Origin of the sequence: Eikenella longinqua, assembly GCF_001648355.1 — a bacterium.
Taxonomy (GTDB): domain Bacteria; phylum Pseudomonadota; class Gammaproteobacteria; order Burkholderiales; family Neisseriaceae; genus Eikenella; species Eikenella longinqua.
Map to the genome: position 1 here is coordinate 21,325 of NZ_LXSL01000009.1, position 12,650 is coordinate 33,974.

Annotated in this window: 13 protein-coding genes; 9 read left to right on the forward strand and 4 right to left on the reverse strand. The window is 58.3% G+C overall.

Annotated features, from left to right (window positions below):
* Positions 1–40: 40 nt before the first annotated feature.
* Positions 41–871 carry an enoyl-CoA hydratase/isomerase family protein gene (locus A7P95_RS00230; RefSeq protein WP_156503435.1) on the forward strand — a complete coding sequence of 277 codons (831 nt, stop codon included), beginning with the start codon at positions 41–43 and terminating at the stop codon, positions 869–871.
* On the forward strand, positions 868–1,614 hold the full coding sequence (locus tag A7P95_RS00235) for an SDR family NAD(P)-dependent oxidoreductase (protein ID WP_067589416.1): 747 nt from the start codon (positions 868–870) through the stop codon (positions 1,612–1,614). The genes A7P95_RS00230 and A7P95_RS00235 overlap by 4 nt, the downstream gene beginning before the upstream one ends.
* A 299-nt stretch (positions 1,615–1,913) precedes the next feature.
* Here the strand turns inward: A7P95_RS00235 and dnaK are convergent, their stop codons facing one another.
* On the reverse strand, positions 1,914–3,851 hold the full coding sequence (gene dnaK, locus A7P95_RS00240; protein WP_067589419.1) for a molecular chaperone DnaK: 1,938 nt from the start codon (positions 3,849–3,851) through the stop codon (positions 1,914–1,916).
* Positions 3,852–4,388: 537 nt separating this feature from the next.
* Between dnaK and A7P95_RS00245 the strand changes: the two genes are divergently transcribed.
* Together A7P95_RS00245 and A7P95_RS00250 are read left to right on the forward strand one after the other, a co-directional pair.
* Positions 4,389–5,147, forward strand: coding sequence for a glutathione peroxidase (locus tag A7P95_RS00245; RefSeq protein ID WP_067589422.1), 759 nt, complete (start codon positions 4,389–4,391; stop codon positions 5,145–5,147).
* A 252-nt stretch (positions 5,148–5,399) separates the two neighbouring features.
* Complete coding sequence (locus tag A7P95_RS00250; RefSeq protein ID WP_067589429.1) at positions 5,400–6,800, forward strand: dihydrolipoyl dehydrogenase; 1,401 nt, start codon at positions 5,400–5,402, stop codon at positions 6,798–6,800.
* Between the two features lie 235 nt (positions 6,801–7,035).
* Here the strand turns inward: A7P95_RS00250 and A7P95_RS00255 are convergent, their stop codons facing one another.
* From A7P95_RS00255 to A7P95_RS00265, 3 genes are all read right to left on the reverse strand, one after another.
* Complete coding sequence (locus A7P95_RS00255) at positions 7,036–7,392, reverse strand: hypothetical protein (RefSeq protein WP_156503436.1); 357 nt, start codon at positions 7,390–7,392, stop codon at positions 7,036–7,038.
* Positions 7,393–7,613: 221 nt separating this feature from the next.
* Positions 7,614–9,293, reverse strand: a complete 1,680-nt coding sequence (locus A7P95_RS00260; protein WP_067589436.1) for a DNA recombination protein RmuC — start codon at positions 9,291–9,293, stop codon at positions 7,614–7,616.
* Between the two features lie 65 nt (positions 9,294–9,358).
* Positions 9,359–9,706 carry a barstar family protein gene (locus tag A7P95_RS00265; protein ID WP_067589438.1) on the reverse strand — a complete coding sequence of 116 codons (348 nt, stop codon included), beginning with the start codon at positions 9,704–9,706 and terminating at the stop codon, positions 9,359–9,361.
* 210 nt (positions 9,707–9,916) lie between these two features.
* Between A7P95_RS00265 and A7P95_RS00270 the strand changes: the two genes are divergently transcribed.
* The 5 genes from A7P95_RS00270 (at position 9,917) to A7P95_RS00290 (ending at position 12,624) form a co-directional block, all read left to right on the forward strand.
* Positions 9,917–10,663, forward strand: a complete 747-nt coding sequence (locus tag A7P95_RS00270; protein WP_067589440.1) for a beta-ketoacyl synthase chain length factor — start codon at positions 9,917–9,919, stop codon at positions 10,661–10,663.
* Positions 10,642–11,424, forward strand: coding sequence for a lysophospholipid acyltransferase family protein (locus A7P95_RS00275; protein ID WP_067589443.1), 783 nt, complete (start codon positions 10,642–10,644; stop codon positions 11,422–11,424). Before A7P95_RS00270 ends, A7P95_RS00275 begins: the two co-directional genes overlap by 22 nt.
* Positions 11,417–11,677 carry a phosphopantetheine-binding protein gene (locus A7P95_RS00280; protein WP_067589444.1) on the forward strand — a complete coding sequence of 87 codons (261 nt, stop codon included), beginning with the start codon at positions 11,417–11,419 and terminating at the stop codon, positions 11,675–11,677. The genes A7P95_RS00275 and A7P95_RS00280 overlap by 8 nt, the downstream gene beginning before the upstream one ends.
* Positions 11,678–11,827: 150 nt before the next feature.
* A complete protein-coding gene (locus A7P95_RS00285) occupies positions 11,828–12,088 on the forward strand; it encodes an acyl carrier protein (protein ID WP_003824582.1) in 261 nt (86 codons plus the stop codon).
* Positions 12,085–12,624 (forward strand): COG4648 family protein, encoded by a 540-nt coding sequence (locus A7P95_RS00290; protein ID WP_067589446.1) that lies wholly within the window; start codon positions 12,085–12,087, stop codon positions 12,622–12,624. Before A7P95_RS00285 ends, A7P95_RS00290 begins: the two co-directional genes overlap by 4 nt.
* Positions 12,625–12,650 lie beyond the last annotated feature (26 nt).

Here is a 12,650-nt window from a genome sequence, read left to right on the forward strand (position 1 = left end):
AAACCCATTTCTTTCCCAACCCCCGTTTAGGAGCAACATCATGGCTATCAAAGGCAACTACGAAAACGATTCCGGCAAACGCAAAGAGCTGTCCCACAAAGAGATGAAAACCATCCCGCATATGCCGTTTGAGGAATACTCCGAAATCCTCAAAGGCTGCATCCAGATGAAACGCGAACGCGGCATTCTGGAAGCCCGCATGCACACCAACGGCGGCCCCGTGCAATGGAGCGCCGAGCTGCACCAAGGCCTGCATTACTTTTTCAACTGGGCCGGCCGCGACCCCGACAACGAAATCATCATCTTGGGCGGCATCGGCCCCGACACCTTCAAAGGCATCGGCCGCACCAACGAAAAAGGCGAATGGCAGCCCGCCATCGAATTCGCCTCCTCTCCCGACGTGGCCTGGCGCATGTATGAATACCAATACTACGACGGCACCAACGACATCGAAGGCCAGATTTTCGACGTAGAAGTGCCCACCATCGGTGTATGGACCGGCGCCACCTTCCACTCCGACCTGGTTCTCTTCAGCGACATCACCCTGGCCACCGAAGACGCCTGGACCACCGAAATGCACTTCCGCACCAACATGGTGCCCGGCGACGGCGTGCAAATCGCCTGGCGCGAGCTGATGGGCCGCAAACGCTTTGCCTACGCCGAGCTGACCGGTGAAATCATCACCGCCCGCAAAGCCCTGAAACTGGGCATGATCAACGAAATCTGCACCGACACCGAAGCTGCCTACAAACGCGCTTGGGAAATTGCCGACCTGATCATGCAAACCGGCACCCGCGTTAACCGACCTCACTCCGGTGAAAGAACAGTAGTTTTTGCCACAACCTGCTTACAGATAAAGGAAATATCATGAGATTAAAAGACAAAATCGCCATCGTTACCGGCTCAAGCTCAGGCATCGGCGCAGAAACCGCCAAGCTGTTCGCCCGTGAAGGCGCCACCGTTATCCTGACCGCCCGCAGCCAAGAAAGGCTGGCGCAGGTAGAAGCCGAAATCCGTGCCGCCGGCGGCCGCTGCGCCGTTATCCCGGCCGACCTCACCTTGGAAGCCGACTGCCGCCGCCTGGTGGAAGAAACCGTTAATGCCTTCGGCCGCATCGATATCCTGGTAAACAACGCCGGCATCGCTGACAAACACATGCCGATCACCAAATGCAGCACCGAATGGTGGGACGAAGTCATCCTCACCGACCAAACCTCCGTGTTCTACCTTACCAAAGCAGCGCTGGAGCACATGAAAAAAGGCTCGATTGTGAACGTATCTTCCATCGGCGGCGTGTTCGGCTCGGCCGGCATTTCCTATTCCGCCGCCAAAAGCGCGCTGCTGGGCATGACCAAAAACATCGCCATCCAGTTTGCCGGCCAAGGCATACGCTGCAACGCCGTCTGCCCCGGCCCCACCCCCACCCCGCTCAACACGCCGGAAAAACTCGCCACCTTCGACCCATTCGCCGAGCAATGCGCCAAACACATGAACATGGGCTTGCCGCACACCCCCGCCATCCAGCAGGCACAGGCGATTTTGTTCTTCGCTTCCGACGAATCCGACGGCACCACCGGGCAGGTGCTGGTGGTGGACAACGGCATCACCTTGTAAACCGCCTGCATAAAAGGCTACCTGAAAGCGTCAGCTTCAACGAAGTTAAAACGATGTTTTGCAAAGCAAGACTGGGTTTATGCGAAGCTAAATTTTCAGGTAGCCTTTAATCAGCTTGGGTGGAACTATTTAACCACGGCCATGGCGACTCAAAACATAGCGTGCCGATCAGAGTAAACGAAGGTCGGAGGCTTCCCTCCACTGCTCCGCGCCTGCCCTAGGCAAAAGAAAGGCTACCTGAAAACCTACAAACGGTTTTCAGGTAGCCTTTTGAGTTCAAGCGGCAAACAATCGGGCGATTATTTGTCGTTTTTCACTTCTTCAAACTCGGCATCCACTACGTCGTCGTTGCCTTTTTTGCCTTGGCCGGCGCTCTCGGCGGATTGGCCGGGCTGGTCGGCCTGGGCCTGTTTCTGGGCATCGGCATACAGCATTTCACCCAGTTTCTGGCTGGCTTTGCCCAGCTCTTCGGCTTTGGCGTCGATGGCGGCTTTGTCGTCGCCTTTCACGGCTTCTTCGGCTTCTTTGATGGCGGCTTCGATTTTTTCTTTCTCAGCTGCATCCAGTTTGTCGCCGTAGTCGGCCAGGGATTTCTTCACGGAGTGGATCAGGGCTTCGGCCTGGTTGCGGCTCTGCACCAGCTCGTGCAGTTTTTTGTCTTCTTCGGCATTGGCTTCGGCGTCTTTCACCATGCGTTCGATTTCTTCCTCGCTCAGGCCGGAAGAGCCTTGGATGGTGATGTTGGCGGCTTTGCCGGTGCCCTTATCTTTGGCGGACACGTGCAGGATGCCGTTGGCGTCGATGTCGAAGGCCACCTCAATTTGCGGCATGCCGCGCGGGGCGGGGGCGATGTCGGTGAGGTTGAATTGGCCGAGCGATTTGTTGGCGGAGGCGCGTTCGCGCTCGCCCTGCAACACGTGGATGGTTACGGCGCTCTGGTTGTCTTCGGCGGTGGAGAACACTTGCGAAGCCTTGGTGGGGATGGTGGTGTTTTTGTTGATGAGCTTGGTCATCACACCGCCCATGGTTTCGATGCCGAGGGAGAGCGGGGTAACGTCGAGCAGCAACACGTCGCTGCGGCCGCCGCCCAGGACTTCGCCCTGGATGGCTGCGCCCAAGGCCACGGCTTCGTCGGGGTTCACGTCTTTGCGCGGCTCTTTGCCGAAGAAGTCTTTCACGGTTTCCTGCACTTTGGGCATGCGGCTCTGGCCGCCCACCAAAATCACGTCGTCGATGTCATTCACGCTCAGGCTGGCATCTTTGATGGCGGTGCGGCAGGGAGCGATGGAGCGCTCGATCAGGTCTTCCACCAGGCTTTCGAATTTGGCGCGGGTAATCTTCATGGCCAAGTGTTTCGGGCCGGTGGCGTCCATGGTGATGTAGGGCAGGTTTACTTCGGTCTGCTGGCTGCTGGAAAGCTCGATTTTGGCTTTTTCGGCGGCTTCTTTCAGGCGTTGCAGCGCCATCACGTCGGTTTTCAGGTCAATGCCTTGGTCTTTTTTGAACTCGGAAATGATGTAGTCGATCAGGCGTTGGTCGAAGTCTTCGCCGCCGAGGAAGGTGTCGCCGTTGGTGGAAAGTACTTCAAACTGTTTTTCGCCGTCCAAATCGGCGATTTCGATGATGGAAATATCGAAAGTGCCGCCGCCGAGGTCATACACGGCGATTTTGCGGTCGCCTTTGGCGCCTTTGTCCATACCGAAGGCCAATGCGGCTGCGGTGGGCTCGTTGATGATGCGTTTCACGTCCAAGCCGGCGATGCGGCCGGCGTCTTTGGTGGCCTGGCGCTGGCTGTCGTTGAAATAGGCGGGCACGGTGATGACGGCTTCGGTCACGGTTTCACCCAAATAGGCTTCGGCGGCCTGTTTCATTTTGCGCAGCACTTCGGCGGAAATCTGCGGCGGAGACAATTCTTTGCCCTGTGCTTCCACCCAGGCGTCGCCGTTTTTGGCTTTGACGATTTGGAAGGGCATCAGGTCGATGTCTTTCTGCACTTCTTTGTCTTCAAACTTGTGGCCGATGAGGCGTTTCACGGCGTAGATGGTGTTTTTGGCGTTGGTCACCGCCTGGCGTTTGGCCGGGGCGCCCACGAGGATTTCGCCGCCGTCGAGATAGGCGATCACGGAAGGGGTGGTGCGCGCGCCTTCGGCGTTTTCGATTACTTTGGTCTGGCCGTTTTCGGAAATGGCCAGGCAGGAATTGGTGGTACCCAAGTCGATACCGATAACTTTTGCCATAATGGATAGCTCCTTAATTTAGTAGATTGGACCTTTGCGGAATCTGCGGATGGGCAAAGGCTTCTGATTTAGACGGCACCTTTGGGGGCGCTTTAACTTGCCCTGTAAATGGGATTGGCCGTTTTTTTTTCAAGAGAGCGGGTGATTTTGCTTGTAATGGTTTGATAATGTGTGATTAAAATTTTTCAGGTAGCCTTTTCCCGCCTTATGGCCGGCCGAAAAAGGCTACCTGAAAAATATCCAGCCCTGCCGCCGGAAAGCGCTCGGCGGCGAACCGCAGTATTTTTTACCGCCGCTATTGAAATCCGCACCGAGCGCCCTGATTAAAGATAGCGTTGTTTGCCCGCTGAAAGAAGCGCTGCTGCGGATTTATATTTGCCAAACAAATGTATAGCGCAAATCAATTCGCGCCATTTGAACTATAAATTATGCAAATCGCCGGCCGGCGGCTACAATGCCGGCTGCTGATATAGCTAGCATTCCAACGAGAAATATTTATTTCCCCATCACGCATTACCCACTTTTAAGGAGTCCGATATGTCTTCTATCAACATCAAAACCCGCGACCAACTGGTCGGCCAGCAAGTACCGAACGTAACCTTCCACACCCGTGTGGCCGATTCTTGGAAAGACGTAACCACCGACGAGCTGTTTAAAGGCAAAAAAGTAGTGGTGTTCGCCCTGCCCGGCGCCTTCACCCCCACCTGCTCTTCCAGCCACCTGCCGCGCTACAACGAGCTGGCCGACGCTTTCAAAGAAAACGGCATCGACGACATCCTGTGCGTATCCGTAAACGACACCTTCGTGATGAATGCCTGGGCTGCCGACGAAGAATCCCACAACATCACCATGATCCCCGACGGCAATGCCGAATTCACCCGCGGCATGGGCATGGTGGTAAACGAAGAAGCCATCGGCTTCGGCCCGCGCTCTTGGCGCTACTCCATGCTGGTGGACGACGGCAAAATCGTGGAAGCCTTCGTTGAGCCGATTAAAGAAGGCGACCCTTTTGAAGTGTCCGACGCCGACACCATGCTGAAATTCGTGGCTCCGAACTGGAAACCGCAAGAATCCATCGCCATCTTCACCAAGCCCGGCTGCCAATACTGCGCCAAAGCCAAAGCCGCATTGAAAGAAAAAGGCCTGGCCTTTGAAGAAATCGTGTTGGGCAAAGACGCCAGCATCGTATCCGTGCGCGCCATCACCGGCAAAGTAACCGCCCCGCAAGTGTTCATCGGCGGCAAATACATCGGCGGCAGCGAAGATCTCGACGCCTACTTGGCCAAACACGCCTAAGTTCCCGCTATCCAGTTGCCAAACTAAACCGATAGCACAGCGAGCCGCCCGAGGAGGGCGGCTCTTTTCCCAAAGGCCTTTCAGGTAGCCTGCATCCGGATTTTCAGGTAGCCTCTTTATCAGGATAGGTGTGCCGAATTAAGAACGAAACAAGGCAAACCAACGCCGTATCATCTTAATTTGGAGCAACCATACCCGCCATACAGGCTACCTGAAAGGTCTTCCGCCACTTACCCCACAAGGAAAGCAGACATGAAACACCTCACCGCAGACGTCGTCGTGATTGGCGGCGGCACCGCCGGCATGGGCGCCTTCCGCAACGCCAGCCTCTACACAGAAAATGTATACCTCATCGAAAGCCACGTTTTCGGCACCACCTGCGCCCGCGTCGGCTGCATGCCCTCCAAGCTCCTGATTGCCGCCGCCGAAGCCCGCCACCACGCCCTGCACACCGCCCCCTTCGGCGTGCATCTGGACCAATCCAGCATCACCGTAAATGGCGAAGAAGTGATGGCTCGCGTGAAATCCGAGCGAGACCGCTTCGTCGGCTTCGTGATGGAAGACGTGGAAGCCTGGCCCGCCGAGCGCCGTATCATGGGCGAAGCCAAATTCATCAACGAGCACACCGTGCAAATCGACGACCACACCCAAATCCGCGCCGGCCGCATCGTGATTGCCACCGGCTCGCGTCCCGTCGTGCTGCCGCAATGGCAGGCCTTGGGCGACAAGCTCATCATCAACGACGACGTGTTCGCTTGGGACACCCTGCCCGAAAGCGTGGCCGTGTTCGGCTCCGGCGTGATCGGTTTGGAGCTCGGCCAGGCGCTTGCCCGCCTCGGCGTACGCGTGGAAATGTTCGGCCTGGGCGGCCTCATCGGCGGCATTTCCGACCCCGTGGTGCTGGAAGACGCCCGGGAAATCTTCGGCCAGGAAATCCCGCTGCACCTCAACGCCCACACCGAAACCCGCCTGAATGATCAAGGCCAGGTGGAAGTGGCTTGGATGCAAGACGGCGAAAGCGGCGTATTCACCGCCGATTACCTGCTCGCCGCCATCGGCCGCCGCCCCAATGTGAACAACATCGGGCTGGAAAACCTCAATATCGAAAAAGACGCACGCGGCGTGCCCGTGGCCAACCCGCGCACCATGCAAACCAGCATCCCGCACATCTTCATCGCCGGCGACGCCTCCAACCAAATCCCCCTGCTGCACGAAGCCGCCGACCAGGGCAAAATCGCCGGCGAAAATGCCGGCCGCTATCCCGACGTTCGCCCCGGCCTGCGCCGCAGCCTGATCGGCGTGGTGTTTTCCAATCCGCAAATCATCAGCGTGGGCGCCCGCTTCAGCCAGCTGGAGAAAGAATACGGCGACAACCTGCTCACCGGCCAAGTATCCTTCCGCAATCAGGGCCGCAGCCGCGTGATGCTGGTGAACCAAGGCAGCCTGCGCGTGTATGCCGACCGCGCCACCGGCCGCTTCCTCGGCGCCGAAGGCGTGGGCCCCGCGCTGGAGCACATCGCCCACCTGCTCGCCTGGGCACACCAGCAGCAGATGACCATCCCTCAGATGCTGGATATGCCCTTCTACCACCCCGTGATCGAAGAAGGCCTGCGCACCGCCCTGCGCGACGTGGCTGCCAAGCTGGCCGCCTAAAGGCTACCTGAAAACGACGTTTTGCGAAGCAAAGTGGAGTTTCTGCGAAGCTAAAGCGATGTTTTGACACCGCCGGAGCTGAGCTTCAGCAAAGCGAAAACAAACGGCAAGCGGATTCAATCCGTTTGCCGTTTTTACGCGCCTTGGGTTTGCATGGGAGCAAGCGCGTTTTGCTTGGGGATATTTTTCAGGTAGCCTGCTTCGCTCTATGCAGGCTACCTGAAAATATCGGGATTTATTGTTTGATCAAACCCATAAAGGGAATCACCCACAGCATAGAGGCCAAAGCGATGCCTGTACATACTTTCACAACCTTATCCAAGCACCACACCGGTTTGCTGTCGAAAGTGTAGGCGTCTTGGATGTCGGGTCTTTTTTGGAAATAAAAACGCGCGAGGCATTTTGTGATCAGCAGGCCAATGCTCACCGCGACGATGCCGGCACGCGAATTAAACGCCATCAGGCCGTTGAGCGGCAGATGCAGCTTTTTCAGCTCGACTATCCAATAAATGAGAAAGCCCAAATAGCCGAAAAAGCCCAGAAACAGCAACAGCAGCGATATGCCGGTTTCCATATCCCTACTTATTTTCATGTTTCTCTCCTTTTACATTTTCAGGTAGCCCGAGCAGGGAGATAGAGGCTACCTGAAAATCCCTGCTGCTGCGGGGCGGGAATATTTTGCTTCGCAGAAACTCCGCTTTGCTTCGCAAAACATCGTTTTAACTGCGTTGAAGCTACGCTTTAGCTTCGCAGAAACTCCACTTTGCTTCGCAAAACGTCGTTTTCAGGTAGCCTTTGGCTGCTGCGCGGCGTTTATTCTTCGGCGGTTCCGCCTGCCGTTTCTTCCTGCGGCTCGGGCAGGGCTTCGGCGCCGGCTTGCTCCACCAATTTTTCGTCTAACCGTTTGCCGGCCTTCACGCCCATCTGGCGCAGTTTTTCCACGCGGCCGATCAGGTTGCCGCGCCCGCTGTAGAGCTGTTTGTAGGCAGTTTGGTAGCTGTCTTGCGCCTGCTGGAGGTTTTTGCCCACTTTTTCCAGGGTGTCCACGAAGCCGGTGAATTTGTCGTAGAGCTTGCCGCCTTCTTCGGCAATTTGCAGGGCGTTGCGGTTTTGGTTTTCATAACGCCAGATGTTGGCCACGGTGCGCAGGGTGGCCAGGAGCGTGCTGGGGCCGACGAGCACGATACGTTTCTCGAAGCTGGTTTGGAACAATTCGGGATCTTGCTGCAAGGCCAAGAGATAGGCGGGCTCCACGGGCACGAACATCAACACGAAATCGGGCGATTCGATGCCTTCTATCTCGCCGTAGGGCTTGGCAGCAAGCTCTTTGATGTGCTGGTGCACGGAGGCGAGGTGGGCGGCAAGCTCGGCTGCGGCCTGCTCGGGGCTGTCGGCCTGGGTGTAGCGCACGTAGGCGGTGAGGGAAACTTTGGAATCGATGATGATGTGTTTGCGGTCGGGCAGCTTCACGATCACGTCGGGCTGGAGGTAGCGGCTGCTGCCGTCTTCTTCGATGTGGCGACCGCCGCTCTGCACTTCGTATTCGCGGCCTTTGGTGAGGCCGGAGCTTTCGAGCACTTTTTCCAGAATCATTTCGCCCCAGTTGCCTTGGCTTTTGTTGCGGCTGCCGGTGAGGGCTTGGGTGAGTGCTTGGGCGTCGTCGTGCAGGCGGGCGTTGAGCTGCTGGAGGCGTTTGAGCTCGTTTTCGAGGGTGAGCCGCTCTTTGGCTTCTTTTTCGTAGGTGTTTTGCACGAGCTGGCTGAAGCCTTGCAGCTTTTCGTTGAGCGGGTGGAGCAGCTGGTCGAGCTCTTTGCGGTTTTGCTCGGAAAAGCGCTGACTTTTTTCTTCGAGGATGCGGTTGGCGAGGTTTTGGAATTGTTCGCTCAGGTTTTGGCGGGCATCGTTTAAAAGCGCGATCTGCTCGGCGTGGGCTTGCTGCTGCTGTTCGATTTGGGTTTGCACGCGCTGGTGTTGCAGGCGGCTGGCGGCGAGCTCTTGGCGGGCGCTGTCGAGCTGGCTTTGCAGCTGCTGCTGTTGCTCGGCAAGCTCGCCGCGTTCGCGCTGGAGGTGTTGCACGGATTGTTCGGCAGCCACGGCGCGGCTTTGCCGGCTTTCGCTTTCTTCCTGCTCGGCAGCGAGCCGGCTTTGCAGCTGCTGCTGCCGCTCGGCGAGCTCGTTGCGTTCGCGCTGGAGGTGTTGCACGGATTGCTCGGCGGCGGCGTGGCGGGCTTGGTAGCCCTGCGCGGCCTGTTGGGTGGCGGCAAGCTGGCTGCGGGCTTCGGCGAGGGCTTGGGCGGTTTGGCTGAGTTGCTGCGCGCCCTGCTGCTGCATTTGCTGCTGGAGGGCGAGGCTGTGTTGCAGCCGGTCGGTTTCTTGCTGCCAGCCGTGTTGCTCGGCCTGCCGGCGGGCGCGCAGCCACAGCCACATCAGCAGGATGCCGAAGAAGGCGGCGGCAAAGCAGGAGGCGAGCAGGATGGGAAGGGTGAAAGTCATAAAGGCTACCTGAAAACGGAGTTTCTGCAGAAAACGAAGTTTCTGCGAAGCAAAAAATGGGTGGGCTAGATGCTGCCGAAACTAATCCGCACGATTTTATCCGCCTGCGGCTTGCCCTGCCAGTAATCACGGCACAATTCCAGGCTTTCCATCAGGCTGGCAAACAGCCGGGCATCGCGCTGCCGAAGATCGGCAAGGCCGGTGAAGGCGATATGGATGCGGCGCTGCGGCAGCCAGCCCAAATCACGCAGGCAGTCGTTGAGCGAATCGCCGCCGCCGTTGAAATAGGCGGGCAGCTCGAAGGCTTCCTGCATGCACCGCATCAGGCTGTGGCGGTGTTTGAGGTTCGACACATCCACGCAGATGACGAGCGTATCGGCATCGGTAAGGATTTGGCGGGTAAAGCGGCTCATGGGCTGTCCTGTGTGGGGCTACCTGAAAACAGCAATGTATTTTTCAGGTAGCCTTTCCTCCGCATGAGCGGCTACCTGAAAATCAAAGATGCCATAAAAGCGCGCTCATTTTAGAACAAAGCCGCGCGTTTTCCCTAATGCCCGCCCCGCGCTTCCTTGCTATAATCCCGCCAATTTAATTTATATAAGCAACAGGCTACCTGAAACCGCATGAGCGCCGATTTCCATCTCCGCTTTTCCATCCAAGGCTGGCACGCCGCCTCCACCCGCCTGCACACCGGTGAAGAATGGTCGGCATGGGCTTCAGGCCGTCTGAACGCCGCCGAGCTGCCCGACACGCCGCCGAAGGTGGATTTCCTGCCCGCCATGCAGCGGCGCAGGCTCGGCCTCTCCGCGCGGCTGCTGTTTGCAGCGGCGCATCCCTTGCTGGCGGAAGGCGAAACCTGCCCGCTGGTGCTCGCCTCGCACGACGGCGAAATCAACCGCAGCTTCGGCTTGTGGACTACGCTGTTGCGCGACAACGAAGTTTCGCCCACCTCCTTCGGCCTTTCCGTGCACAACGCGCTGGCCGGGCAGTGGTCAATGCTGCGCGGCGACATGAGCGAAAACACCGCGCTTTCCGTGCGGCAAAGCGGCTTGGAAACCGCCGTGCTCGAAGCCGCAGGCCTGCTGGCCGACGGCGCGGAGCGCGTGCTGGCGGTGGTGGTGGACGAACCTTTGCAGGCGCAATATCCCGCCGCGCCCGCCGAACGCGCGCCCTTCGCCCACGCGCTCGCCCTGCTGCTCGCACCCGGCGGAGAGTGGGAACTTTCCCCCGCCGCGCACGATGGCGAAAACGCGGCAGACATCGGCTACTGGGGCGCGCTCGAATGGCTGCGGCAGCGGTTTTCAGGTAGCCGCGAGTGGGTAAACCAATATGCAGACGAGGCTTGGCAATGGCGGCAGCTTATCCCCTAAGCGCGCGGCTGAACCGCCTGTGGCGGCTGTTGGCCACCGGGCTGGGCTTCGTGTTTTTCGGCGTGTTCGGCGTGCTGCTGCAAATCGTTTTGCTGCCGTGGCTGCTGAATCCGTCGTCCGACTTGGCGCGGCAAAAGCAGGCGCGCCGCGTGGTTACGCGCACTTGGCTGTGGTTCAGCTATTATCTGATGCGTTCGGGCATTTTGAGCGCGGAATTTGAAGGCTTCGAGCGGCTCGGCCGCCCCGGCCAGCTGATTTTGGCCAACCATCCTTCGCTGCTTGATGTGGTGTTCCTGCTCGGCCGCGTGCCCGAAGCCAACTGCATCGTGAAGGCCGATTTGCAGCGCAATCCGGCCATGGCCGGGCAAATCCGCGCCTGCGGTTATCTGCCCAATCAGGAAGATTTGGATTTTGTCGAAGCCGTGCACGAAGTTTTGCAGCGGCAATGCCTGCTGGTGTTCCCAGAAGGCACGCGCACCGGCTGGGACGGCGTGGTGAAATTTCATCGCGGCGCGGTGTCGATCGGCTTGCGCAGCGCGCAGGTCATCACGCCCGTGGTGATTCAAATGCGCCCGCCGAACTTCAAAAAAGGCCAGCCGTGGTACATCATCCCGCTGCAAAAGCCGGCCTACCGCTTTATCGTGGGCGACGACATCAACCCGCAAGATTGGCTCAGCAAGCACCCCCTGCCCATCGCCGCCCGCCGCCTCAACGACCACCTGCAACACTATTTCAATGAAAGAAGCCAAGAAAATGAATGAACTGAAACAAGAAATCAAACAACTGATTATCGACAGCCTCGGCCTGGAAGACCTCACGCCCGTCGACATCGGCGACGAAGAAGCCCTGTTCGGCGACAGCGGCCTCGGACTTGATTCCGTGGACGCGCTGGAGCTCGGCCTGGCTGTGCAAAAACACTTCGGCTTCCAGCTCGACGGCGAAAGCCAAGAACTGCGCGACAGCTTCGCCAATGTGTCCACACTGGCCGCCTTCGTGCAAAAGCAACGCGGCTAGGCAAAGCACTTCCGGCTTCCTACCGCGTTGGCAATCCGTTAAAGGCTACCTGAAAATGATGTCTTGCGAAGCAAGGCTGAGTTTCTGCGAAGCTAAAACCGCAGCTCGGGCATTCATGCCCGACAAATCATCCCCTGTTAAGGAAACCCCATGACCGAAACCGAAATCCGCGCCTTCCTGTTCGATATTCTGGAAAACATGTTTGAAATCGACACCAGCAACGTAACCGGCAGCACCAACCTCTACGAAGACCTTGAAATCGACAGCATCGACGCCATCGACCTGCTCGACCAAATCAAACGCCAAACCGGCTACAAGCTCCAAGCCGACGATTTCCGCAACGTCCGCACCATCGACGACGTGGTGGCCGCCGTATCCAAGCTCTACCAAGACGCCAAACCCGAAGCGTGAAAACCGCTGCCAAAATCCTGCTCGGCCTCCTCAGCCTGCTCTACCCCCTGCTGTGGTACTACGGGCGCGGGCAGGGCTGGTTTTACCCTCTGGCCGGGCTGATGCTGCTGCTTTGGCTCGCCCGCGCCGCCATGCAGCGCGACCCCGCGCAAAAACGCCTCTCCCTGCTGATTGCCGCCTTCTTTGCCGCCACCCTGCTTTTCAGACGGTCTGACAGCATGTATTGGTATCCCGTGTGGGTAAACGGCCTGCTGCTCTTCCTCTTCGGCCTCAGCCTCACGCAAAAGCAAAGCGCCGTCGAACGCCTCGCCCGCCTGCAACACCCCGACCTGCCGCCCGAAGGCGTGGCCTACACCCGCCGCGTTACCCAAATCTGGTGCGCCTTCTTCGCCCTCAACGGCGGCACCGCCGCCCTCCTCGCCCTGCTCGGCCAACACCGCTGGTGGGCGCTCTACACCGGCATCATCGCCTACATCCTGATGGGCATCCTGATGGGCGGCGAATTCGCCTACCGCAAATGGGTGTTGAAGCTGTAGAGCGAATCAACTTAACTTTCGCTACC